Here is a 22,937-nt window from a genome sequence, read left to right as displayed (position 1 = left end):
GGAGCCACGATGACCGCCACCCCGGTCCAGCCGGTCGACACCGCACCGGCGCCCGCCGGAACCTCCGTGGAGGAGCGCGAGGCGCGCGGCCGGGCGGCGCGCCGGGACACGCCCCGCGGCGCGCACGCCGACTTCCGGCCGGACCCCGCGCGCCCCGGCCCGCTCCCGCTGCTCACCGCCCAGGACGCCGGACGCGTCCCCGAGCTCCTCCCGATCCGGTACGGCCGGATGGCCGCCACACCGTTCACGTTCTACCGCGGGGCGGCCGCCGTGATGGCCCGCGACCTCGCCGGTACCCCGGTCTCCGGCATCACCGCGCAGATCTCCGGGGACGCGCACCTGTCCAACTTCGGCTTCTTCGCCTCGCCCGAGCGGCGTCTGGTGTTCGACCTCAACGACTTCGACGAGACCCTGCGCGGCCCGTGGGAGTGGGACGTGAAACGGCTCGCCGCGAGCCTGGAGATCGCCGGGCGGGACCGCGGGTTCCGGCGCGGGGACCGGCGGGACATCGTCGAGACCGCGGCACGGTCCTACCGGCACGCGATGCGCCGGTTCGCCGCGATGACCACCCTCGACGTCTGGTACGCGCGGGCCGACGTCGAGGAGATCCGCGGCCGCTACGAGCGCGAACTGGGCAAGGGGCGCAAGCGGGTGGACCGCGGCCTGGCCAAGGCGCGCACCCGGGACAACCTCGGAGCGCTCGGCCGGTTCACCACCGACGTCGGCGGGCGGCTCCGGCTGGCGGCGGCCGAGCCCCTCGTCGTCCCGCTCCGTGATCTCTTCCCGGAGGAGACGACCCGGCTCGGCCAGGAGGACGTGATGCGCGGCCTGCTCCGTGACTACCGGGCCACGCTCCCCACCGAGCGCCGCGTGCTGCTCGACAGCTACCGGCTGGTCGACATCGCCCGGAAGGTGGTCGGTGTCGGGAGCGTCGGTACCCGCTCGTGGATGTTCCTGCTGCTCGGCCGCGACGACCAGGATCCGCTGTTCCTGCAGGCCAAGGAGGCGGGCCGGTCCGTGCTCGAGGACTACCTGGGGCCGGCACCGCAGTCGTCGCCCGCCCGGCGGGTGACCGAGGGCCAGCGGCTGATGCAGGCCGTCGGCGACATCTTCCTCGGCTGGCAGCGGCAGGTCGGCATCGACGGCCGGACGCGCGACTTCTACCTCCGCCAGCTGCGCGACTGGAAGGCCTCCGCCGAGGTCGAGGCGATGATCCCGCGCGGGATGGAGGTGTACGCCGAGCTGTGCGGCTGGACGCTGGCGCGCGCGCACGCCCGGTCGGGGGACCGTGTCGCCATCGGCGCCTACCTCGGCTCGGGGCCGTCGTTCGACCGGGCCGTCGCCGGGTTCGCGACGGCCTACGCCGACCTCAACGAGCGCGACCACCAGGAGCTGCTCGACGCGATCGGGGACGGCCGGATCGACGCCGAACCCGGGGTGTGACCGCGGGTGCCGGCACCGCCCGTCAGCGCGCCGGCCGTCCTCCGGCCACGCGGAGCAGGGCGGTCAGGCCGCTGCGCACCCCCGCGGGGGCGAAGGCCGCGGGGGCGGCGCCGGGGGTGCCCTCCGGCACCCGCACGCGCAGCACCCCGGGGAGCGACCGGAACCGCAGGGGCGGGGCCATCCGCAACGCCTCCCCGTCGAGGGCCACGTCGAGCACCGGCTCGGCCGAGTCGACCTCGAACTCGGGGGTCGTCCACTCCCGGTAGCCGTGGAAGCGCCCGACCTGCCCGCCCGCCTCGGCGGTGAGCAGCGCGGGCAGGTCACGGGCCCGTTCGACCGTCACGGTGACGACGCCGAGCACCCCCGCGTCGATGCACTCGCGGGTGCCGAACCCGTTGAGGGTGCTCAACCGGTAGGCGCCGTTCGACACGAGCAGCACGTCGGCGGAGTGCACCGGTGCCCCGTCGGCGTCGCTGAAGCGCAGGTCGGACCGGCGGGCACCCGGGCCCAGCATCTGCGGCAGGACGGTCGCCGTGGTCGCGAGCTTCGCGTCGCGGTAGTCGTCGGACTGGACGACGGTCGCGTACACGCCGAGCGAGGCGTTGTTCACGAACACGCGCTCGCCGAGCAGGGCCAGATCGACCCGCCGCTCGACGGCCGGGCCGAACGCGTCCAGCGCGGCCGGGACGTCGTCGCGGTCCAGGCCCAGGTCGAGGGCGAAGTGGTTGCGGGTCCCGGCGGGGACGCAGACGAAGGCGACGTCGTGCCGGCGGGCGACGTCCGCGACCAGCGCCTGCGAGCCGTCGCCCCCGGCCATCCCGATCACGTCGGCGCCGCCGGACACCGCCTCCTCGGCGAGCGCACGCAGGTCGTCGCCCCGCTGGAGGACCACCGGGGTGACACCGCGGTCGCGGGCGGCCGTCACCAGGTCGTCACGCTCGACCTTCCCGCCGCCCGACCGCGGGTTCATGATCAGCACCCCGGAGCGGGCCGGTCCCACCGGCCGTGACGTCGCGGGCGTGCGGGCGAGGTCGTGGCCGATCGCCACCCGGCCCGCCGCCGTGGCCAGCAGGACCAGCACGACGACCGAGACCAGCCGCAGCACCGAGCCGGTGAGGAGCAGGACCCAGACGGTCCCCGCCAGCGCCGCCACGGCGACCGCGGCGGCGAGCACCCGGCGGGTGCCGCGGTTGACCAGGGCCGTCCACCCGGCGACCACCGTGACGACGACGAGGACCAGCCCCAGCACCATCGCGAGCGGGTCCCTCAGCAGCGACAGCATCACGATCGCCGCCACGAGCAGGGCGACGAGCGCGCCCGCCGCGGCCAGCCGGCGCCCGGCCGACGGCGGGTCGAGGGGCGCGGACGCGGCGCCGGGCGGTCCGTCCGGCATGGTGATCACGCCCCTCGGGTGACGACGCGTCCGACCCTGGCCGCGTCGCCGCCCGGCGGCATCACCCTCTCCGGATGACTCCCCGGCGGTAGGTGAGCCGTCGCAGCAGGGTCTCGGCCGGGCCACGGATCCCGGCGCGGTCGAGCGCGTAGGCCAGTACGACGGTCAGCAGCCACGTCCCGATCCCGACGAGCAGCGTCGACCAGCTCGTGAGATGGGCACCGAGCGCGAGTCCGGACGCCGCGAGCAGCGGGGTCCACACCATCGACTGCGCGATGTAGCCGCTCATCGAGCGGCGGCCGAGGGCGACCAGGGCGCGGACGGGCAGCGGCGGCGTCGTCCCACGGGCCGTGATCCGGTGCGCGACCAGGCCGAACAGTGCCGCGTAGCCGACCCCGGCGAAGAAGCCGGTGTAGACGTGCAGGTCGGTGAGGGCGGCCCCGCCGGGCAGCGTGAGCACGCCGAGGTGGACCAGCGCCTGCGCGAGGCCGGCGCCCCAGCCGACCGCGATCCCGAGGACAGCGGTGCGCCGCAGCAGCGGCAGGTGCCGCGCGGGTTCCTCGAGCACCCGGTGCCGCGATGCGAGCAGGCCGACGAGGAACGCGGCGGGCAGGGTGACGGTGACGAACCCCGACAGCAGGCCGGGGAACCACATGACGAGGCGGAGCGGGATCGACAGGAGGTAGCTCTCCTGGGCGATCGCCATCCGCTGCACCTCCATCGCGGCCGGGGCGGCGGGCGCGCCGAGCGCGGTCATCGTGAGGGCCCAGGCCCCGCCGACGCCGAGCAGCACCCCGATCCAGATCTTCAGGACGCGGTCGCTGCGGTTCAGGAAGAGCGGCACCAGGACGAGGCCGAGCAGCCCGTAGGTGCCGAGGATGTCGCCCTGCCACAGCAGCGCGGCGTGCACCAGACCGAAGCCGAGCAGCCACAGGTGCCGGGTGCGCAGGAGCCGGCGGGCGTCGCGCACCGAGGTGCCGCCGCCGGTCTGGCGCGCATACATCTGGCCGATGCCGTAGGCGAACAGCAGCGCGAACAGCGGGTACGCCCGGGCGTCGACGGTGACGATCGTGACCGCCTGTGCGATCCGGTCGGCGACGCCGCCGCCTGCCGGGTGCAGCAGCGTGGCGCCGATGTCGGTCGTGTAGAGGAACCACGGTACGTGCGCCAGCGCGATGAGCAGCAGCATCAGGCCGCGGGCGAGGTCCGGGGCGAGTGCACGGCGCGACACGGGGGTCGGGAGCGCCGGCGAGGTGTCGTCGGGACCGGGGGCCGGTCGCAGCGGTGCGGTCGCATCGGTGGGCACGGGAGGCTTCCTCTCGGTGGCGGAGTGCCTCCATCAGAGACCGTGCCGTCGGGGCACACTCAAGTCCCGGTCCGGGCGGGGCCGGCGGGGAGCGTCAGAAGAAGCCCTCGCGCCGTTCCCGGGCCTGCGCCCCGCGGGGCTGCCCGAGCTCCACGCTGAGCCGGGACGCGGCCGCGAGCAGCGGTTCCAGCACCGTGGCGCGGAGCTGCTCCGCCGTCGTCCGGGCCACCGACGTCGACGACGCCATGGCCGCGACCACGGACCCGGTGTGGTCCCGGACCGGGACGGCGACGGAGATCAGCTCGGGGTCGAGCTCGCCGTCGACGATCGACCAGCCCTGGGCCTGGACCTCGCGGAGCACGCCGCGGAGGGACTTGGGGTCGGTCACCGTCCGTGCGGTGTGCGCGGGGAGCCCCGCCGCGAGGACGCCGGCGACGGTCTCCTCCTCGGCCCACGCGAGCAGCACCCGGCCCATCGAGGTCGCGGCCGCGGGCACCCGGGTGCCGGGGGAGACGTCGATGCTCATGATGCGCCGCACGGCGACCCGGGCGACGTACACCGCGTCGGTGCCGTCGAGCACGGCCAGCGACGCCGACTCCCCCGTCTCCTCGGACAGCCGGGACAGGTGCGGCCGGGCCAGCTCGACGATCGAGTTGGTCGCGGTGAAGTGCTGCCCGATCGACAGCACCCGCGGTGTGAGCCGCCACCGGTTGCCGACGGGCCGGACGTAGCCGAGGTGCTCGAGCGTCAGGAGGATGCGCCGCACGGCCGGCCGGGACAGCCCGGTGGCCTCGGCGAGGTCGGTGCCGGTCGGACGGGGCCGGTCGGCGTCGAACGCCAGCAGCACCGCGAACCCGCGCTCGATGCTCTGGATGTGGTCACGGTCGTCGGCCGGCCTGTCGCTCATTCAGTCGCAGATCCTCTCAGTGCAGCGGGACCCGGTCCCTCGCATCCTGCCCGCGTCCATTGACCGGTGACCCCGGCCACGCCATGGTGAAGTCTGAACGCAGGGCGTTCGACCGGTACGCACAGCGTACACGCGAAAGGAGCGATCGATGGCGATCGACCCGAGAGAGCTACGGCGGTGCCTGGGTCACTTCACGACCGGGGTCACCGTGATCACCTGCCAGGGCGCCGACGGTGCACCGCACGGCGCGACGGTCAACGCGTTCACGGCGGTGTCGCTGGAGCCACCGCTCGTGCTGGTCTCCCTGGACCGGCGGTCGCGGCTGTGCTCGCTGGTCGAGGCGCGGCCCTTCACCGTGAACGTGCTGGAGAGCCGGCAGAAGGACCTGGCACTGCACTTCGCGGGCCGCCCGAACCAGGACGTCGAGTGGCTGCCCGACAGCGCCTGCGGTGCGCCGCGGCTCGGCGGTGCGCTGGCGCACGTCTCGTGCACGCCCTGGCAGTCCTACGACGGCGGCGACCACGTCCTGTACCTGGGCGAGGTCCAGGAGTTCCTGATGAACGGCGGGGAGCCCCTGCTGTTCCACACCGGCAAGTTCCACCACCTCGGCGACGACCACGAACCACTGCTGTGGGGCGACTCCGCCGACGGCCCGCAGAGCCAGTCCTGGATCCCGCCGCACGCCGCGGCCCGCTGACCCGACCCGCCCTCCACCCGTGACCCGGCACCCCGCCCCGCGCGGTGCCCCGACCCGGCATGCCCGGACGACGAAGGAGTCGACGATGACCCTGCAGCAGGATTCCGTCAGCACCCCCACCGACGGCGAGGGCCGCGCGACGCGGCCGATGACGGGCGCCGAGTACATCGAGAGCCTGCGGGACGACCGCGAGGTCTTCCTCTACGGCGAGAAGGTCCGCGACGTCACCACCCACCCGGCGTTCCGCAACGCGGTCCGCATGACCGCGCGGCTCTACGACGCGCTGCACGACCCGGACAGGCAGGAGACGCTGACCGTCCCCACCGACACCGGCAGCACCGGGTTCACCCACCCGTTCTTCCGCACCCCGCACTCGGTCGAGGACCTGAAGAAGGACCGCGACGCGATCGCGGAGTGGGCCCGGATGACCTACGGCTTCATGGGCCGCAGCCCCGACTACAAGGCCGCCTTCCTCGGCACCCTCGGCGCGAACTCGCCGTTCTACGACCCGTACGCGGCCAACGCGCGGCGCTGGTACGAGGAGTCGCAGGAGAAGGTCCTCTACTGGAACCACGCGATCATCAACCCGCCGGTCGACCGGCACCGCGACCCGGACGAGGTCTCCGACGTGTTCATGCACGTCGAGGAGGAGAACGACAACGGCGTCGTGGTGTCGGGGGCCAAGGTCGTCGCGACCGGGTCGGCGATCACCCACTTCAACTTCCTCGCCCACTACGGGCTGCCGATCAAGAAGCGGGAGTACTCGCTGGTCTGCACCGTCCCGATGGGTGCGCCCGGGATGAAGCTGATCTGCCGGCCGTCCTACGCCCAGCAGGCCACCATGACGGGCAGCCCGTTCGACTACCCGCTCTCGTCGCGGATGGACGAGAACGACACGATCTTCGTGCTCGACAAGGTCCTGATCCCCTGGGAGAACGTCTTCATCTACGGCGACCCGGAGAAGGCGTCGACGTTCTTCCCCGGCTCGGGCTTCCTGCACCGCTTCACCTTCCACGGCGTCACCCGGCTCGCGGTCAAGCTCGACTTCATCGCCGGACTGCTGATGAAGGGCCTCGAGGTCACCGGTTCGAAGGACTTCCGCGGCGTCCAGACCCGGGTCGGTGAGGTGATTGCCTGGCGGAACATGTTCTGGGCGCTGTCGGACGCGATGTGCGCCAACCCCGACGAGTGGGTCGGCGGCGCCAAGCTGCCGAAGCTCGACTACGGCCTGGCCTACCGCTGGTTCATGACGATCGGCTACCCCCGCGTCCGCGAGATCATCCTGCAGGACCTCGGCGCCTCGCTGATCTACCTGCCCAGCCACTCGACCGACTTCCTGTCCCCGGAGGTGCGGCCCTACCTGGACAAGTACGTGCGCGGCTCGAACGGCTACGAGGCCGTCGACCGGGTCAAGCTGATGAAGCTGATCTGGGACTCGATCGGCACCGAGTTCGGTGGCCGGCACGAGCTCTACGAGCGCAACTACTCCGGCAACCACGAGGGCGTGCGCGCCGAGCTGCTCTTCGCCGCCGAGGCCTCCGGGACGGCCGGGGCGATGAAGGGCTTCGCCGAGCAGTGCCTGTCCGAGTACGACCTGAACGGCTGGACCGTGCCCGACCTGATCAACCCGGGTGACGACGCCGTCATCGGCCGCCGCTGACCCCGGCGCGGGGACGCCGGTCTCCGGCGGGCGTCCCCGCGTGCCACCCCCTGCCCGCCACCGATCGGAGCCCGGGAATGACCGCCGTACCGACCCAGCACACCGACGCACCGGCCGGGATCCCGGTGTGGCACGGCGTCGACGAGGTCCCTGCGGGCTCCGGCCCGTGCGTCGTCGCGCTGGGCGTGTTCGACGGCCTGCACCGGGGCCACCGCCGGATCGTGGCGACCGCACGGGCGGTCGCGCGCCGCCGCGGCCTGCCGGTCCTGCTCGTCACCTTCGACCCGCACCCGGCCAGGGTGCTGGGCACCGGCCGGGACACCGCCGCCCTCAGCACGCTCGGGCACCGCGCCGAGCTCGCCGCGGACGCCGGCGCCGACGCCGTCTGCGTGCTCCGCTTCACCCGCGAGCTGGCCGCCCGCACCCCGCAGGAGTTCGCCCGCGAGGTGCTGGTGGCCGGGCTGCGGGCCGCGGCCGTCGTCGTCGGGGCCGACTTCACCTTCGGCGCGCGCGGCGCCGGGACCGTCGGCACCCTGCGCGAGCTCGGCCGGGAGCTCGGGTTCACCGCGCACGGCGTCGACCTGCTGCAGGACGCCGGCACGACATGCTCGTCGACGCACGCCCGGCGCTGCCTGCGCGCCGGTGACCTCGCCGGCGCCGAGCGGGCGCTGGGCAGGCCGCACCGGGTCCACGGGCAGCGCCGGTCCGACCGGGTCGTGCTGGAGCCGGACACCGCGCTGCCCCCGCCCGGCCGGTACCGGGCCCTGGTCGGCGACCGGCCGGCGACCGTCGAGATCGACCTCCGCGGCGGGCTGCGCCTCCTCGGCGCGGTGACCACCGGCCGGGACGGGACGGTCGCGGTCACCTTCCCCGGCGCCGGGACGGCCGCGCGATGACGTCGCTGGAACAGCGGATCGCCCGGCTGGAGACGCTGGAGGAGATCCGCACGCTCGACGCCCGCTACTGCCGGGCCCTCGACGACGGCGACTGGGACACCCTCGTCTCCCTCTTCACCGACGACGGCGAGTTCACCGGCCTCGGCCACGCCCGCGGGCGTCCCGGGCTGCGCCGGTTCTTCGCCGGGCTCGCCGGGAACGGGCTCACCGCGTTCTGGCACCACGTCACCAACCTGGAGATCGAGCTCGACGGCGGTGCCCCGGGCCGGGCGCGCGCCCGGTCGTTCCTGTGGCAGCCGTGCGTGCTGGACGGGGTCCCGCACGTCGCGGCGGGCCGGTACACCGACACCCTCGTGCGCGTCGCCGGTGCCTGGCGGTACCGGTCGAAGCAGGTGTCGTTCGACTACTTCGCCCCGCTCGACGAGGGCTGGGACCGCGCCCGGTTCACCGTGGACGCGGCCGCGGGGACCCGCACCCCCGGTGACACCCCGGAACCGCCCCGGCCGGACCACGCGCCGATCGCGCTGCACCACCGCACCGACGGCCCGGCCGACGGCCCGGTGCTGGTGCTCGGCCCGTCGCTCGGCACCGACCTGCACCTGTTCGACGCCCAGGTCGCCGAGCTCGCGAGCGCCTATCGGATCGTCCGCTACGACCTGCCCGGTCACGGCGGGAGCCCCGCCCCGGACGGCCCCTACACGGTCGCGGGCCTCGCCCGCGACGTGCTCGCCCTGCTCGACGGGCTCGGCATCGGCCGCTTCCACCACGCGGGGGTGTCGCTGGGCGGCGCGATCGGCCTGCAGCTCGCGCTCGACCGGCCCGACCGGGTCGCGTCGCTGACCGTCGTCGCGTCGGCGGCGCGGTTCGCTGAGCCCTCGGAGTGGCCGCGGCGGGCGAGGGTGGTGCGCGCCCAGGGAACCGGGGCGATGGTCACCAGCCGGCCGGGCACCTGGTTCACCCACGACTTCGTCCGCCGGCGCAACGGCGAGGCGGTGCGGTTGCTCGCGATGCTGCAGGCCACGACGGCCGAGGGCTACGCGGGGTGCTGCGAGGCGATCGGGGAGTTCGACGTCCGGCGCCGCCTCGCCGGGATCACCGCACCGACGCTGGCCGTCGCGGGCGCCGCCGACCCGGCGACGCCGCCGGAGATGCTGAAGGCGATCGCGAACGGCGTCCGCGACGGGCACTACGTGATCCTCGACGGCGCGGCGCACCTGCCGAACGTGGAACGGGCCGACGAGGTCACCCGCGCGCTCGCCGAGCACCTCGGCCGCTGCTCGGAGGCCCCTGCCACCCGGTGAGGGCACCGGCCGTGTCACGGCCCCCCGGGCCCACCCCGCCTGCCGGTCGCCGTCGCGGTCACGACGATCTCGCGCACGGCGCGCAGGGCGGGGTTCTCGTCGTTCGTGCGCCAGGCCGCGACGAGCTCGACCGGCTCCCCGGCGAGGCCCACGACCGGCCGGAGCACGACACCGTCGAGCCCGAGGGCGGTCGCCGCGTGCGGGACGAGCGCCAGCCCCAGCCCGGCCCGGACCAGGGCCAGGATCGTGTGCACCTGGCTGAGGTGGTGCACGTACCGCGGTGCCACACCTGCGCCGCGGAACACCCCGACGAGCACCTCGTGGAAGTACCGGGCCTCGGTCGGTGAGTACATGACGAACGGCAGGCCGTCGAGGTCGTGCAGGTGCAGGGGGCGGGCCGGGTCGGCCAGGTGGTGGCCTGCCGGAACCGCGGCGAGCAACGCCTCCCGGTGCAGCAGGTGCTGGCCGACGCCGGACGCCGGGACCGGCGGGCGTACCAGCACGAGATCGAGTTCCCCGGACCGGAGCTCCTCCAGCTGGGTCCCGGAGACCCGCTCGCGCAGGACGAGATCCACCCCCGGCAGGTGGGAACGGATCGCGTCCACCACGGTGTCCAGCACCGAGTGTGCGGCCGACGCGGTGAAGCCGAGCGCCACCGTCCCGACCTCCCCGGTCGGCACCCTCCGGACGGCGAGTGCGGCCTGGGTCGACAGGCCGAGGATCCGGCGGGCGTCGGCCAGGAAGGCCCGCCCGGCAGCGGTGGGCCGCACGGTCCGGCCGGTGCGGTCGAACAGCTCGACCCCCAGCTCACGTTCCAGGAGCTGGATCCGCCGGGTCAGCGGCGGCTGGGTCATCGACAGCCGCTCGGCCGCCCGTCCGTAGTGGAGCGTCTCGGCGACCGCGACGAAGCTCTTGAGCTGGCTGAGCGTGAACACCGATCCAGTCTAGGTATTGGTCGATGCGAAAGCAGTGTTGGACGTGCATCGATGCTGCTCCTTACGCTCGATTCCGGTTGCAGCCCGTCGCCGCCGACCGCCAGCCAGGAGGAACCTGCCCATGCCCGCCATCGCTCCCAGCGAGCTCGCCCAGCGTCTCGGCTCGGGGCTGCTGTCCTTCCCCGTCACCCACTTCACCCGCGATCTGGCGTTCGACGAGCCCGCCTACCGGGACAACATCGTCCGACTCGGCAAGTACGAGGTGGCGGGCCTGTTCGCGGCCGGCGGGACCGGCGAGTTCTTCTCGCTGACCCCGCAGGAGGTCGGCCGCGTCGTCCGCGCCGCGGTCGGGAGCGCACCGGAGGACACCCCGATCGTCGCGCCGGCGGGCCACGGCACCGCCCAGGCGATCGGCTTCGCCCGGGACGCCGAGGCCGCAGGTGCCGACGGGCTGCTGCTCTTCCCGCCCTACCTCACCGAGGCCTCGACCGACGGACTCGTCGCACACGTCCGCGCGGTCTGCGAGGCCACCTCGCTCGGCGTGGTGATCTACAGCCGGGCGAACGCCGTGTACACCCCCGAGGCCGTGGCCGAGCTGGCCGGCACCTGCCCGAACCTGGTCGGGTTCAAGGACGGCGTCGGCGACCTGGAGTCGATCACCCGGATCCACTCCCGCCTCGGTGACCGCCTCGTCTACATCGGGGGCCTGCCGACCGCGGAGACCTTCGCGCTGCCGTACCTCGAGCTGGGCGTCACGACCTACAGCTCGGCGATCTTCAACTTCCTGCCCGAGTTCGCGCTGGCGTTCTACGCCGCCGTCCGGGCCGGTGACCGGGCGACCGTCCGCCGCCTGCTCGACGAGGTCGTGCTGCCCTACACCGCCGTCCGCGACCGCAAGCCCGGCTATGCGGTGAGCATCGTCAAGGCCGGGATGGAGCTGACCGGGCACCCGGCCGGTCCCGTCCGCCCGCCGCTGACCGATCTCGACGAGCGTGAGCGTGCCCTGCTGGCGGAGGTCGTCGCGGCCTCCCGAACGGTCACCGGCTGAACCGGCCCACCCCCAGACGACGAGGACGGAGGCGGACATGACCGCTCCCCCCACGACCCGCCCGACCGGAGCCATGATCATCGGTGGCGCGCCGGTGGCCGGTGCTGGCGACGACGGGATCAGTTCCACCGACCCCCGTACCGGGACCGCGCTGGAGCCCGCCTGGCCCGCGGCGTCCACCGGCCAGCTCGACCGGGCCTGCGCACTGGCCGCCGAGGCGTTCCCGGTCTATCGGGCGCTCCCGGTGGAGCGCCGGGCCGGCTTCCTCGAACGCATCGCCGACCTGCTCGACGAGCGCCGGGACGCGCTGGTCGAGCGGGCGCACGCCGAGACCGCCCTGCCCGTCCCGCGGCTGACCGGTGAGGTCGGGCGCACCAGCGGCCAGCTGCGCCTGTTCGCCGAGGAGCTGCGGACCGGCACCTGGCAGGGCGCCCGGATCGATCCCGCCCGGCCCGGCCGCACGCCGCTGCCGCGGGCGGACATCCGGCAGCGCCGGATCCCGCTCGGTCCGGTCGCCGTGTTCGGCGCGAGCAACTTCCCCCTCGCGTTCTCGACCGCGGGCGGGGACACCGCGTCCGCGCTGGCCGCCGGCTGCCCGGTCGTCGTCAAGGCGCACCAGGCCCACCTCGGTACGGCCGAGCTCGTGGCCCGCGCGATCGCCGAGGCGGCCGCGGACACCGGCATGCCGGACGGCGTCTTCGCCCAGCTGGTCGGCAGCGGCACTGGGATCGGCGCGCAGCTGGTCGCCGACCCCCGGATCCGCGCGGTCGGATTCACCGGCTCCCGCGCCGGCGGCCTCGCGATCGCCGCGACGGCCGCCGCCCGCCCGGTCCCGATCCCGGTCTACGCCGAGATGAGCAGCATCAACCCGGTGGTGCTGCTGCCCGGCGCGCTGGCGGGGCGCGGCGCCGAGCTAGGCGCCGCCTTCGCCGCCTCGCTCACGCTCGGGGCCGGGCAGTTCTGCACCAACCCCGGCCTGCTGCTGGCCGTCGAGGGCCCGGGGCTCGACGCGTTCGTCGCGGCGGCCGCGGACGTGGTGGCCGGTGACACCGGCGCGACCATGCTCACCACCGGGATCGCCGGCCACTACGCCGCCGCCGGTGACGCGGTGGCCGGACGTCCCGGTGTGTCCGAACGGGCCCGTGGCACCCGGTCCGGGGAGGCCGCCTCCGGGGCCGCGAGGCTGCTCTCGGTACCGGCGGAGCGCTTCCTCGCCGACCCGCAGTTGCAGTGCGAGGTGTTCGGAGCCACGTCCCTGCTGGTCAGGTGCGCCGACCTCGTCGAGCTCACCGCGGCGGTCGCCGTGCTGGAGGGCCAGCTGACCGCGACCGTGCACGCCGACGCCGCCGACCACGACGCGGCCCGGCGGTTGCTGCCGCTGCTGGAGGAGCGGGCGGGGCGCATCCTGTTCGACGGCTGGCCGACCGGGGTCGAGGTCGGGCACGCCATGGTGCACGGGGGACCCTTCCCCGCCACCACGGACCCGCGCAGCACCTCGGTGGGGACCCTCGCGATCGAGCGGTTCCTCCGGCCGGTCGCCTACCAGGACGTGCCGCAGGCACTGCTGCCCGCCGAGCTCGCCGACGACAACCCCGACCGGGTGTGGCGGCGGACCGACGGCGAGCCCGGCCGGGGGCCGGTCGCCGACTGAGACACGGGCCGGCCCGGCACCGCGACCGACCGGACCGGCCCGTCCCACACCTCCGCGGCCCCGGCCGCGCACCTTCCAACGCTGTGAGGAACTCATGACACCGTCCCCGCCGTCGCGGTACCTGCCGGCCCGGCCGGGCCACCGCACCGCCCGGTCCGCCGGCCACCGTCCCGAGGGGAGCCCCCGCCGTGGCGACTCCTGACGTCAGACCGAAGGACCGCAGCGGGCCCTCCGCCCCGGCGGACCGTCCCGCCGAGCAGCCCGCCCGCCGCCGGGGACCCCGGCGCGACTCCGTCATGGCGGGGGTCAAGGCCGTCGTCGGCATCCTCGGCCTGTTCGCGGTGTGGGAGCTCGTCGTCGCGCTCACCGACCCGCCGGAGTACCTGCTGGTCGGTCCGGTCTCGGCCTTCGTCGAGCTGGCCGGGCGGCCGGGCTACTTCGCCGAGAACACGGTCATCACGCTGCAGGAGGCGCTCGCCGGGTTCGCGCTCGGCACCGCACTGGGTGTGCTGTGCGGCGCCGCGCTGCACTACTCGACGACGATCCGGAGCTTCCTCTACCCGGCGCTCATCGCGATCGACACCATCCCGAAGGTGGCGCTGGCGCCGCTGTTCATCGTGTGGTTCGGCTTCGGGTTCGAGTCGAAGGCGTTCGTGGCGATGGCCATCGCGTTCTTCCCGCTCGTGATCAACACCTACGACGGCCTCGGGTCGGTCCCGCACGAGCTGCAGGAACTGGCGCGGATCAACAGGGCCTCCGCGTGGAAGCGGATGACCAAGATCGAGTTCATCTACGCGATCCCGTCGATCCTCTCCGGCGCGAAGATCTCGATCTCGCTCGCGGTCGGTGGCGCCGTCGTCGGTGAGTTCATCGCCGGTTCGAAGGGGCTGGGGTACGTGATCATGCTGGCGAACAGCCAGGTCGACCTGCCGTCGATGTTCGCGGCGTTCATCGTGCTCGCCGCGATCGCGCTGGCGCTGTTCTTCCTGGTGGACCTCGCCGGGCGCAAGCTCGTCCCGTGGAAGCGGCACACCAGGTGACGGCGGGGAGCCGGGTCCGCCGGTCCGCCGTCGCGCTCGGGGCGATCGTCGCCCTGCTGGCGCTGACCGCGTGCGGCAGCGGCAGCGGCCGCGAGCGCATGTCGCTGATGCTCGACGTCGGCTGGCTGCCCAAGCACGCTCTGTTCGTCTCGGCTGTCGAACGGGGCTTCTTCGAGGCCGAGGGCATCGACCTCGAGGTCATGCCCGGTTCGGGATCCACCAACACCGTCACCTCGGTCGACGTCGGCCGGGTCGACGCCGGCTGGGCCGACTACGGCGCCACCGTCGTGAGCCAGGGCCGTGGTGCGGCCGTCAAGCAGGTCAACCAGGTCCAGGCCCGGTCGGCCTACGCCGTCGTCGCGCTCGCCGGTACCGGCATCGACGGCTGGGAGGACCTCCCCGGCAAGACCGTCGCCACCGAGGGTGCCGGCGCGATGACCGCCATGTGGCCCTACTCGCTGAGCAGGCTCGGGCTCACCGAGGACGACGTGAACGTCGTGCACGCCACGAGCGCCGCCAAGATCCCTGGGCTGCTGGCCGGACAGTGGGACGCCAACCTCGCGCTCTACGTCTCCGACCAGCCCGCGATCGACGCGCTGGACCGCCGGGCTACCGTCCTGAAGTGGTCGGACCTGGGCATCGACCTCTACGGCAACGGGATCGTCTTCTCCGACGAGAAGCTGCGCACGGCCCCGGACCAGGTGAAGCGGTTCAACCGGGCCGTGCAGAAGGGCTACCTCTGGGCCTGCGGGCACCCGCAGGAGGCCGCGCAGGACTTCCAGAAGGAGGTCAGCGGCTTCGAGGACCGCACGATCGTCCTGGCGATCAACGAGCAGTGCGCCCTGAACTGGGGCCCGGACGGGGCCGGCGACTTCGGCGTGATGGACGACGCGAGCGTCCAGAACATGATCGACGTCGCCCACCGGTTCCTCGGGCTGGACCCGGACGCCCGGCTGACACCGGCCGACGTCTACAGCAACGACTACCTCACCCCGCTGCACCGCGGCGACGCCATCCCGACGCCGTGACGGCCGGACGGAGAGCCAGATGAACCACGAGTACGCGATCTCGGTCAGCAACGTCGGCAAGACCTACCGCTCCCGGGACGGGGCGGACAACACCGTCCTGAAGGGACTCGACTTCCACGTCGAGCCGGGGCAGTTCGTCTCGATCGTCGGGCAGTCCGGCAGCGGGAAGACCACCCTGCTCAAGACGATCTCCGGGCTGCAGGACCCGACCGAGGGCGAGATCCTCGTGAAGGGCCGCCCGATCAGGGAGGGCGTCGAGGACATCGCGATGGTGTTCCAGAGCCCGGTGCTGCTGCCCTGGCGCAACAACCTCGACAACGTGCTGCTGCCGCTGGAGTTCCGGGGCACCCGCGACGGCGAGGCCGAGCGCTACGCCCGCGAGCTGCTCGACATGGTCGGGCTCGGAGACCGGGCGACCCGCTACTCCTACGAGCTCAGCGGTGGCATGCAGCAGCGGGTCGCGATCTGCCGGGCGCTGGTGTCACACCCCGAGCTGCTGCTGATGGACGAGCCGTTCGGTGCGCTCGACGCCATGACCCGGGACTCGATGAACATCGAGATCCAGCGGATCTGGCGCACCACCGGCTGCAGCGTCCTGTTCGTCACGCACAGCATCCCCGAGGCGGTGTGGCTCGCCGACCGCGTCGTCGTGGTCGGGGACCGCCCCGGCCGCATCGTCGCCGACGTCGAGATCGACCTGCCGCGCCCCCGCGGCAAGGAGCACCGCTTCTCCCCGGCGTTCTCCGACTACGCGACCGAGATCGAGTCGCACATCGGCGTCACCGCCGGCATCAGCTGACCACCCCGACCCCGGAGGAACCCATGTTGCACCTCACCGCGGACCCCGCACAGGTCGAGCAGCGCTACGGGCTCGACGCGCGCCGGAGCCTGCTGTTCTCCGCGATCCGGCTCGACTCCCACCCGCTCGTCGCCCCGCTGATCGCGGAGCGCGACGGGGAGCGCGTCCTGCTCGTCCGGCAGCAGGAGCAGGGGAACGCGCTCTCGGCGGGCGTGCCGAAGGAGCAGATCCGGTTCTACGCCCCGTGGGTCACGATCGACCCGCGGATCGTCGCGGACACCCCGGCCGCGGCCTCACTGGCCGCCCTGGTCTCCGAGGTCGCCGACGACGGCCGGGTACACCTCGCCGCCGACGTCGTGCTGGCCCACCACCGTGCGCTCACCGGCGCCGGGACGCTGGAGGTGACCGCGGACGACCGGGCCCCGGCCCCGGTCGTCGTGCACGAGGTCGACACCGCCGCGGTGCTGGCCCGGTTCGCCGGGTGGCGCACCGAGGGCGTCCGGGTCGCCCGGGAGCTGATCGAGGGGGTCGAGCACCTCGACGGCCTGGCGGACGAGCTGTCCGCCACCGAGGACACCCGGTTCACCGCCCTGACGGCGCTGGCCCGCGAGCGCGGGCTCGACGCCGTGCTGCTCGCCGCCACCCCCGACTACACCGAGGTGACCGGGCAGGCCGGACCGGACGGAGCCGTCGCGCTGTGGATCCCGGCGTCGGAGCGGCTGTTCGTCCTCGCCCCCGAGGGCGCCCCCGATCTCCCGGGGGCGGCGGTCGGCAGCTACCCGTCGGCCGGCGCCGCGGTCGTCGCGCTGGGCCCCGGACCCCGGACCGGGGTCGAGGAGGAGTTCGTCGGGATCGGGCTCGCCCGCGAGCTGGAGCGCGCGGGCGCCGAGCCGGTCGGGGTCTCGGCCGACCTCGGTCACTGGCGCGACGTGCGCGACCACGAGGACCTGGCCTTCCAGGTCGTCGCCGCCCGCACCAGCGTGTTCGCGATCGAGGCCGCGCTGGCGTGGGCCGAGCAGGGCATCGACGACGGCCGCCGGTTCACCGAGCTCGACATCCACGCCGTGTACCTGGAGAAGATCGCCGAGTTCCGGGCCGCGAACGGGATCCCCTTCGGGATCGAGCCGTACTTCACCAACCTGCACTCGTCGAACCGGATGCTGTTCCCCGGCCCGCCGGTGGACTTCCCGATCGACTCCACGACGACCTGCATCCAGCTCGACGCCGGTGTCCGGGTCGTCGTGGACGGCGTCACCGTCGCCACCTCCGACATGGCCCGTTCGCTGCCGCGCACCGCCGCGGCGAAGGAGGCGTACGCCTTCTTCTTCGACGTCGTGCGGGAGGGCATCATCGGTCAGCTGCGGCCGGGCGTCGTGTGCGAGGACGTCCACGAGGGGACGCTGCGCTACCTGGCACCGCACCTGGAACGCATGCGCGCCATCGGGATGCTCGGCACCGAGATCGACTTCGACACCGAGTACCGCAAGCGGAACGTCGGCCATCTGATGGGCAAGCAGGAGTCGTTCGCCAACGAGCTGCGGCCCGGGTACAAGCACGTCCTGCAGGTCGGGTCGTACGGAGCGGCCGAGATCCCGTGGCGCTACGACGACGCGGCCATCGGCACCGAGGACCTCTGGTACGTCGGTCGCGACCGGACCTACGTGGTGAGCAAGCGATGAGCGGCGCCGTGACGGAGGTCCGCACGCGGCTGGCCGAGCTGTCCCTGGAACTGCCCGAGCCGGGGCCACCGAGATACGCCTACGAGCCCGCCGTACGGGCCGGCGACCTGCTCTTCGTCTCCGGGCAGATCTCCCGCACGGCCGGCGGGAAGGTCCTCGGCGGCCGGCTGGGTGACGGCGCCGGCGTGGCCGAAGGGATCGCGGCGGCCCGCGCCGCCGCGCTCAACCTCCTGGCCCGGATCGACGCCGCGGTCGGCCTGGAGGACGTGGTGCGGATCGTCAAGCTGAACGCCTGGGTCGCGAGCGACCCGGGCGCGACGAACCAGCCCGAGGCCGCCGACGGGGCCTCACAGCTGCTGATCGACGTCCTCGGCGACGCAGGCCGGCACGCCCGCACCGCGCTGCCCGCACCCGTCCTGCCGCAGGGTGCGCTCGTCGAGCTCGACGCCACGGTCCTCGTGCGGGGGTGAGCCGTCAGCGGGCGGACAGCCCGGCGGCCAGCAGCTGGGCGAGCAGCCGGACCAGGTCGAGGTCGTCCTCGCCGAGGTCACCGGGCTGCAGCGAGTCCACGGTCAGCAGGCCCAGCGGGGTCTCCCCGGCACAGACGGTGGCGGCGACGAAGGTCCGGTACTCCGAGACGTCGGTCCAGCCGATCAGGTGCACCCGCTGGACGTCGGCGACGATCATCGAGTCCAGGCTGTCCACGAAGGCGAACACCTGTGCCTCGACCGGGTCCGCCGGGTCGAACCGGGGTCGCGGCTGCCGGTTGCGCCCGTGCCAGGCACGCAGCCGCAGGGTCCGCCCACCGGTCTCCGGGTCGTCCTCCAGGCCGTAGAAGCAGGACCGGCTGCGCTCCGGGCCGATGTACTCGGCGGCGAAGCCGACCGTCATCTGGCGCAGCGACTGGCGGGCCTCCCGGCGCGCGGTCGCCGACGTCGTGGTGAGGACGTCGGTGACGGCCAGCGACAGCGGGATCAGCATGTCGTTGGTGGTCACCTTGTACTCGGCGAGCCGTTCGGCGGCCAGCTGCTCGGCCGTCGTGATCCGGCCGCGCTCGCGCCGGATCTCCAGTGCGGGCAGCAGCACGGTCAGGGCGGAGGCGAGCACCCCGATCGTCACGAGCGAGACCTGCGTCGTCCCGGACAGGTCCTCGCTGAAGTAGATCTGGGTGATCCAGGCTGCCGACGACGCCAGCGCGGGCAGCGGCAGGTTCCACCAGGCTGCGGGCGGGAGCCACCGTCGCCTTTGCGTCACCGCCACCCCCGTTCCGCCGACCGGCGGACCGTACCGGATCCGGGCCGTTCCCCGCGGGACCGTGGGCGAGGGCCGGGTTCGTGGCTATCCTGATGGCGACCGGTGAGCGGGAGGTCGGCGATGACGGACGATGCGGTGCCCACGAACGCGCACGTCGACATCCGTCGCCGTGCCCGGCTCGCCACCCGTGACGCCGCGGGATATCTCGCCCGTGCGCGGGCGCTGCGCAGGCGGGAGGCCGTGGCCGAGGTGCACGGCGCGGTGAGTGCCCGGGTCGCACCCGCCCCGGCCGACCTGTGGCTGCAGGCGTCGATCGCCGTCGCCGTCGCCGGCTGCGTGCTGGCCGGGCTCGGCGTGCTCGTCGGCATCGTCGGCTGATCCCCTCCCGCTGAGACACCACCGTCCCGGACGACCGGTCTCATCTCATCCTGAGATGGCACCCGTGTTGTCCGGGCCCTCTCCCTGCGATCGACTCGGTCGTCCGGCCGACACCCGGCCGGACGGACACTCGACGAGGAGGAGGCACCCGTGACGACGAGCGCCGACATCACCGGACAGTCCCATGTGGAGGTCGCACGGACGAGGGCTCCGCAGGGGCAGCAGGTCGCGGTCGTCACCGGTGCCGCGCGCGGCATCGGCGAGGCGATCGCCCTCCGTCTCGGTCGCGACGGCTTCCACGTGGTCGTGGCCGACCTGCCGCAGTCCCGGGAGGGGACCGACGCCACGGTGAAGGCCGTCGTCGCCGCCGGTGGCACCGCGACCGGTGTGGACGTCGACGTGACCGACGAGGACTCGGTCGAGGCCGCGGTCGCCGCCGCCGTCGAGGCCGGAGGCCGGCTGGACGTCTTCGTGGCGAACGCGGGTATCGCCCAGGTCGAGGAGCTGCTGTCCTACGACGCGGCGGACTTCCAGAAGATCCTGGACGTGAACCTGACCGGCATCTTCAACTCCTACCGCCAGGCCGCGCGGCAGATGGTCGCGCAGGGACACGGCGGGAAGATCATCGGCGCGGCGTCGATCGTCGCCTTCCGCCCGTTCGCGCTGCTCGGGCCGTACTCGGCGACCAAGTGGGCGGTCCGCGGCCTGACCCAGGCGGCGGCCATGGAGTGGGCCGAGTACGGCATCACCGTCAACGCCTACGGGCCGGGCATCGTCGGTACCGACATGTGGGACCTCATCGACCAGAAGCTCGCCGCCAAGAACGGGCAGCAGCGCGGCGAGGCCCTGGCCGAGAACTCCCGCTCGATCCACCTGGGCCGGGTCTCGGTCGGCGACGACGTGGCCCGGATGGTCTCCTACCTCTCCGGCGAGGACTCCGACTACGTCACCGGCCAGACGATGCTGGTCGACGGCGGCATCCAGTTCTCCTGACCCCGCACCCCCGGTGTGCCCCGGCCCGGCGGCCGGGGCACGCGGCGGGCGGCCGCGCCGGTCAGGGACCGTCAGCGAGGCCCCGGTAGAGCTCCGGCCGCCGGTCAGCCAGGTACGGGGTGTCCCGCCGGGAGTCCGCCAGCGCCGCGCGGTCGAGCTCGGCGACCAGCACCTCCGCGCCGCGGCCCGCGCGGGCGGGCACCGCGCCGGTCGGCCCCGCCACGCGGGACAGCCCGCCGTAGTCGAGGGACCCCTCGCGACCCACGAAGTTGGCGTACGCGACGTACACCTGGTTCTCGTGGGCCCGGGCCGGTACCAGGACCTCCGGCACCGCGTCGTACGGGAGCATGTTCGCGGTCGGCACCAGCACGGCGTCCGCCCCTGCCAGTGCGAGGCCGCGCACCGTCTCCGGGAACTCCACGTCGTAGCAGATCAGCAGGCCGAGGCCCCAGCCGTGCAGCTCCACGACGGGCGGCGGGTCGTCCCCCGCCTCGAACACGGAGCGGTCGAGGTCGCCGAACAGGTGGGTCTTGCGGTACCCGGCGAGCCGTGTCCCGTCCGGCCCGACGAGCTGCACCGCGTCGAACACGGCCCGGCCCGACCGCTCGGGGTAGCCGTACAGCACGGCGGTCCCGGTGCGGCGCGCGATGCCGGCGACGGCGGCGGCCGACGGCCCGTCGGCCGGTTCGGCCAGCGCGTGCACCGCGGCGGCGCCGATGTCGTAGCCGGTCAGGAACATCTCCGGTGTGACGACGAGATCGACGCCGGCCCCGCAGGCGTCCGCGAGCCGGCGCAGGTTCCCGGCGACGTCCCGGGAACCCGGCTCGACCTGCAGCAGCGCGATCCGCATCAGTCCGGCAGCGCCAGCGGCGCGAGCTCGTCGAAGCGGTCGCCGGGGCCGGGGTTCGCCGGGTCGCAGGCCCCGCCGAGGTGGCGGACGATCCCCCACACCGCGTTGAGCGCGGTCTGCACCGCGCCCTCCGCCCAGGCCGGCGTCCAGGACACGTCGTCGCCGGCCATGAAGATCCCGCGCCGGGCCGGGGGCAGCCCGTCCTGCACGAAGTGGCAGTACATCCGCCGGTTGTAGCGGTAGTGGCCGGGCAGCGCACCCTTGAAGGCCCCGAGGCTGTGCGGGTCGGACTCCCAGGTCACGGTGATCGGGTCGCCGATGACGTGCGCCGCGACGTCGACGTCGGGGTAGATCTTGCGCAGCGCCGCCAGCGCGAGCCCGACCCGCTTCTCGACCGGGTAGGGCAGCATCTTCAGCGAGTCGCTCATCCACGAGTACGACAGGCAGATCACGCCGGGCCGGTCGGGGCCGTGGTCGAACAGGTACGTGCTGCGGGTGAGTCGGTCGGTCAGCGTCATGCTCATCCGGTCGCGCCCGGTCGCGGGATCGGTGTCGCGCCAGAACGGGCGGTCGACCATCACGAACGTCTTCGTCGACTGCATGTACCGGGTCCGGTCGAGTGCCATCCAGACGTCCTGGTCGAAGAGGGACTCGTCGGTGTCGATCTGGGTGGACAGCAGCCAGCTCTGGCAGGTGGTGAGCACCGCCGGGAAGTCCCGCGTGCCGCCGTAGGTGTCGGTGACGCGGATCGTGTGCGGGCCGACCCGGTGGATCCGCGCGACGCCCGGCCGGGTCCCGCCACCGTGCAGCGACGCCAGGCTGGTCCCGGCCGGCCAGTGCACGGCGTCGTCCGGTGCACGGCGCCACAGCCCCTGCGGGACCTGCTCCACCCCGCCGGTGACGAGGAGCTGGTCCTCGTCGCAGGCCGTCGTCACCACCCGGAGGATCTCCAGCATGGAGTTCGGGAAGTCCGAGTCCCACCCGCCGGTGCCGAACCCGACCTGCCCGAACGCCTCGCGGTGGCGGAACGAGAGCTCGGAGAACGCCTTCGAGGTGGACACGAAGTCGTAGAAGGTCCGGTCGTCCCACAGCGGGACGAGCGCGTCCCACAGTCGCTTGACCGTCGCCGTGTCCCGGGCGCGGACCGCCTCCTGCAGCGCACCGAACCCGGCCCCCTGCTCCAGCGCCGACGCCCAGGCGTCGGCGACCTCGGAGAAGAACGGCGGCAGGTCGTCGAGGGTCCGGCCGTAGAAGGTCTCGCCGTGCAGGTCGATCACGGTGCTGCCGGCCGCGGGGGTGAGCGGGTTCGGGAACGGCTCGGTGCGCAGGCCGAGCAGGTCCACGTAGTGGTGGAAGGCGGTCGACGAGCGGGGGAACCGCATCCCGCCCAGCTCGGCGACGATCCCGTCGGCGCCCTCGAACGGCTGGGACCGCAGGCGCCCGCCGAGGTGCGACGGCTCGTACACGACCGGCCGCAGCCCGATCCGCATCAGCTCGTAGGCCGCGACGAGCCCGGCGATCCCGGCCCCGACGACCGCGACCTCGGCCCCGAGCCGGTCCGGCGGCACCCGGCCGAGCCCGGCCGGGTGGGAGATCCAGTCGTCGAACGGGAACGGGAAGTCCGGTCCGAAGGCGGTGACCGGGCGCGGGTCGGGACTCATCGTGTGACTCCTCGGGGT

At 73.7% G+C, this 22,937-nt stretch carries 21 protein-coding genes; 14 read left to right on the top strand and 7 right to left on the bottom strand.

Annotated elements, in window-relative coordinates:
- Positions 1–9 precede the first annotated feature (9 nt).
- Positions 10–1,443 (top strand): DUF2252 domain-containing protein, encoded by a 1,434-nt coding sequence (locus AD017_RS12265; protein ID WP_060574308.1) that lies wholly within the window; start codon positions 10–12, stop codon positions 1,441–1,443.
- A 22-nt stretch (positions 1,444–1,465) separates the two neighbouring features.
- Here AD017_RS12265 and AD017_RS12260 read toward each other — a convergent pair whose 3' ends face one another.
- The 3 genes from AD017_RS12260 to AD017_RS12250 all read right to left on the bottom strand — a co-directional run bounded on the left by AD017_RS12260 (position 1,466) and on the right by AD017_RS12250 (position 5,049).
- On the bottom strand, positions 1,466–2,836 hold the full coding sequence (locus AD017_RS12260) for a diacylglycerol kinase family protein (protein ID WP_075302488.1): 1,371 nt from the start codon (positions 2,834–2,836) through the stop codon (positions 1,466–1,468).
- Between the two features lie 61 nt (positions 2,837–2,897).
- The gene (locus AD017_RS12255; RefSeq protein WP_060574307.1) at positions 2,898–4,142 is read right to left on the bottom strand and encodes a DUF418 domain-containing protein; all 1,245 of its coding nucleotides are present in this window, start codon (positions 4,140–4,142) and stop codon (positions 2,898–2,900) included.
- A 94-nt stretch (positions 4,143–4,236) separates the two neighbouring features.
- Positions 4,237–5,049, bottom strand: coding sequence for an IclR family transcriptional regulator C-terminal domain-containing protein (locus tag AD017_RS12250; RefSeq protein WP_010242339.1), 813 nt, complete (start codon positions 5,047–5,049; stop codon positions 4,237–4,239).
- A gap of 148 nt (positions 5,050–5,197) precedes the next feature.
- On the opposite strand from AD017_RS12250, the gene AD017_RS12245 reads away from it, so the two are divergent.
- The 4 genes from AD017_RS12245 (at position 5,198) to pcaD (ending at position 9,603) form a co-directional block, all read left to right on the top strand.
- Positions 5,198–5,746, top strand: coding sequence for a flavin reductase family protein (locus tag AD017_RS12245; RefSeq protein WP_010242341.1), 549 nt, complete (start codon positions 5,198–5,200; stop codon positions 5,744–5,746).
- Positions 5,747–5,831: 85 nt separating this feature from the next.
- Positions 5,832–7,406 carry a 4-hydroxyphenylacetate 3-hydroxylase family protein gene (locus AD017_RS12240; protein ID WP_010242343.1) on the top strand — a complete coding sequence of 525 codons (1,575 nt, stop codon included), beginning with the start codon at positions 5,832–5,834 and terminating at the stop codon, positions 7,404–7,406.
- Between the two features lie 77 nt (positions 7,407–7,483).
- Entirely contained in the window at positions 7,484–8,302 is an 819-nt protein-coding gene (locus AD017_RS12235) for a hypothetical protein (RefSeq protein ID WP_060574306.1), read from the top strand.
- Positions 8,299–9,603, top strand: coding sequence for a 3-oxoadipate enol-lactonase (pcaD, locus tag AD017_RS34500; RefSeq protein WP_145982736.1), 1,305 nt, complete (start codon positions 8,299–8,301; stop codon positions 9,601–9,603). The genes AD017_RS12235 and pcaD overlap by 4 nt, the downstream gene beginning before the upstream one ends.
- A 14-nt stretch (positions 9,604–9,617) precedes the next feature.
- Here pcaD and AD017_RS12225 read toward each other — a convergent pair whose 3' ends face one another.
- Positions 9,618–10,538: a LysR family transcriptional regulator gene (locus AD017_RS12225; protein WP_060574305.1), complete on the bottom strand. Its 921-nt coding sequence runs from the start codon at positions 10,536–10,538 to the stop codon at positions 9,618–9,620.
- A 121-nt stretch (positions 10,539–10,659) separates the two neighbouring features.
- Here AD017_RS12225 and kdgD point away from each other — a divergent pair, with 121 nt between their 5' ends.
- The 7 genes from kdgD to AD017_RS12190 all read left to right on the top strand — a co-directional run bounded on the left by kdgD (position 10,660) and on the right by AD017_RS12190 (position 18,253).
- Complete coding sequence (gene kdgD, locus AD017_RS12220) at positions 10,660–11,586, top strand: 5-dehydro-4-deoxyglucarate dehydratase (protein WP_060574304.1); 927 nt, start codon at positions 10,660–10,662, stop codon at positions 11,584–11,586.
- A gap of 37 nt (positions 11,587–11,623) precedes the next feature.
- The gene (locus AD017_RS12215; protein WP_060574303.1) at positions 11,624–13,237 is read left to right on the top strand and encodes an aldehyde dehydrogenase (NADP(+)); all 1,614 of its coding nucleotides are present in this window, start codon (positions 11,624–11,626) and stop codon (positions 13,235–13,237) included.
- A gap of 188 nt (positions 13,238–13,425) precedes the next feature.
- Positions 13,426–14,277, top strand: coding sequence for an ABC transporter permease (locus AD017_RS12210; protein ID WP_060574302.1), 852 nt, complete (start codon positions 13,426–13,428; stop codon positions 14,275–14,277).
- Positions 14,256–15,305: an ABC transporter substrate-binding protein gene (locus tag AD017_RS12205; RefSeq protein ID WP_227012731.1), complete on the top strand. Its 1,050-nt coding sequence runs from the start codon at positions 14,256–14,258 to the stop codon at positions 15,303–15,305. Before AD017_RS12210 ends, AD017_RS12205 begins: the two co-directional genes overlap by 22 nt.
- 19 nt (positions 15,306–15,324) lie before the next feature.
- Positions 15,325–16,104 (top strand): ABC transporter ATP-binding protein, encoded by a 780-nt coding sequence (locus AD017_RS12200; RefSeq protein WP_060574300.1) that lies wholly within the window; start codon positions 15,325–15,327, stop codon positions 16,102–16,104.
- A gap of 23 nt (positions 16,105–16,127) precedes the next feature.
- Positions 16,128–17,783 carry a M24 family metallopeptidase gene (locus tag AD017_RS12195; RefSeq protein ID WP_060574299.1) on the top strand — a complete coding sequence of 552 codons (1,656 nt, stop codon included), beginning with the start codon at positions 16,128–16,130 and terminating at the stop codon, positions 17,781–17,783.
- Positions 17,780–18,253 carry a RidA family protein gene (locus AD017_RS12190; protein ID WP_060574298.1) on the top strand — a complete coding sequence of 158 codons (474 nt, stop codon included), beginning with the start codon at positions 17,780–17,782 and terminating at the stop codon, positions 18,251–18,253. The genes AD017_RS12195 and AD017_RS12190 overlap by 4 nt, the downstream gene beginning before the upstream one ends.
- A 4-nt stretch (positions 18,254–18,257) precedes the next feature.
- On the opposite strand, the gene AD017_RS12185 is transcribed toward AD017_RS12190, so the two are convergent.
- Positions 18,258–19,043: a hypothetical protein gene (locus tag AD017_RS12185; RefSeq protein ID WP_010224395.1), complete on the bottom strand. Its 786-nt coding sequence runs from the start codon at positions 19,041–19,043 to the stop codon at positions 18,258–18,260.
- A 114-nt stretch (positions 19,044–19,157) separates the two neighbouring features.
- On the opposite strand from AD017_RS12185, the gene AD017_RS12180 reads away from it, so the two are divergent.
- Positions 19,158–19,415, top strand: a complete 258-nt coding sequence (locus AD017_RS12180; protein ID WP_060574297.1) for a hypothetical protein — start codon at positions 19,158–19,160, stop codon at positions 19,413–19,415.
- A gap of 150 nt (positions 19,416–19,565) precedes the next feature.
- Entirely contained in the window at positions 19,566–20,408 is an 843-nt protein-coding gene (locus AD017_RS12175) for an SDR family NAD(P)-dependent oxidoreductase (RefSeq protein ID WP_145982735.1), read from the top strand.
- Between the two features lie 61 nt (positions 20,409–20,469).
- Here the strand turns inward: AD017_RS12175 and AD017_RS12170 are convergent, their stop codons facing one another.
- Complete coding sequence (locus tag AD017_RS12170) at positions 20,470–21,258, bottom strand: carbon-nitrogen hydrolase family protein (RefSeq protein WP_060574296.1); 789 nt, start codon at positions 21,256–21,258, stop codon at positions 20,470–20,472.
- Complete coding sequence (locus AD017_RS12165; RefSeq protein ID WP_060574295.1) at positions 21,258–22,919, bottom strand: NAD(P)/FAD-dependent oxidoreductase; 1,662 nt, start codon at positions 22,917–22,919, stop codon at positions 21,258–21,260. The genes AD017_RS12170 and AD017_RS12165 overlap by 1 nt, the downstream gene beginning before the upstream one ends.
- Between the last annotated feature and the right edge of the window lie 18 nt (positions 22,920–22,937).

The sequence above is a fragment of the Pseudonocardia sp. EC080619-01 genome (assembly GCF_001420995.1).
Lineage (GTDB): Bacteria > Actinomycetota > Actinomycetes > Mycobacteriales > Pseudonocardiaceae > Pseudonocardia.
This window is presented reverse-complemented; position numbering and strand designations above follow the sequence as displayed.

Excerpts from the sequence above, each read along its gene's own strand:
- AD017_RS12265 (WP_060574308.1), top strand. The coding sequence starts at position 10 with ATGACCGCCACCCCGGTCCAGCCGGTCGACACCGCACCGGCGCCCGCC.
- AD017_RS12260 (WP_075302488.1), bottom strand. The coding sequence starts at position 2,836 with ATGCCGGACGGACCGCCCGGCGCCGCGTCCGCGCCCCTCGACCCGCCG.
- AD017_RS12250 (WP_010242339.1), bottom strand. The coding sequence starts at position 5,049 with ATGAGCGACAGGCCGGCCGACGACCGTGACCACATCCAGAGCATCGAG.
- AD017_RS12245 (WP_010242341.1), top strand. The coding sequence starts at position 5,198 with ATGGCGATCGACCCGAGAGAGCTACGGCGGTGCCTGGGTCACTTCACG.
- AD017_RS12240 (WP_010242343.1), top strand. The coding sequence starts at position 5,832 with ATGACCCTGCAGCAGGATTCCGTCAGCACCCCCACCGACGGCGAGGGC.
- AD017_RS12235 (WP_060574306.1), top strand. The coding sequence starts at position 7,484 with ATGACCGCCGTACCGACCCAGCACACCGACGCACCGGCCGGGATCCCG.
- pcaD (WP_145982736.1), top strand. The coding sequence starts at position 8,299 with ATGACGTCGCTGGAACAGCGGATCGCCCGGCTGGAGACGCTGGAGGAG.
- kdgD (WP_060574304.1), top strand. The coding sequence starts at position 10,660 with ATGCCCGCCATCGCTCCCAGCGAGCTCGCCCAGCGTCTCGGCTCGGGG.
- AD017_RS12215 (WP_060574303.1), top strand. The coding sequence starts at position 11,624 with ATGACCGCTCCCCCCACGACCCGCCCGACCGGAGCCATGATCATCGGT.
- AD017_RS12200 (WP_060574300.1), top strand. The coding sequence starts at position 15,325 with ATGAACCACGAGTACGCGATCTCGGTCAGCAACGTCGGCAAGACCTAC.
- AD017_RS12195 (WP_060574299.1), top strand. The coding sequence starts at position 16,128 with ATGTTGCACCTCACCGCGGACCCCGCACAGGTCGAGCAGCGCTACGGG.
- AD017_RS12190 (WP_060574298.1), top strand. The coding sequence starts at position 17,780 with ATGAGCGGCGCCGTGACGGAGGTCCGCACGCGGCTGGCCGAGCTGTCC.
- AD017_RS12180 (WP_060574297.1), top strand. The coding sequence starts at position 19,158 with ATGACGGACGATGCGGTGCCCACGAACGCGCACGTCGACATCCGTCGC.
- AD017_RS12170 (WP_060574296.1), bottom strand. The coding sequence starts at position 21,258 with ATGCGGATCGCGCTGCTGCAGGTCGAGCCGGGTTCCCGGGACGTCGCC.
- AD017_RS12165 (WP_060574295.1), bottom strand. The coding sequence starts at position 22,919 with ATGAGTCCCGACCCGCGCCCGGTCACCGCCTTCGGACCGGACTTCCCG.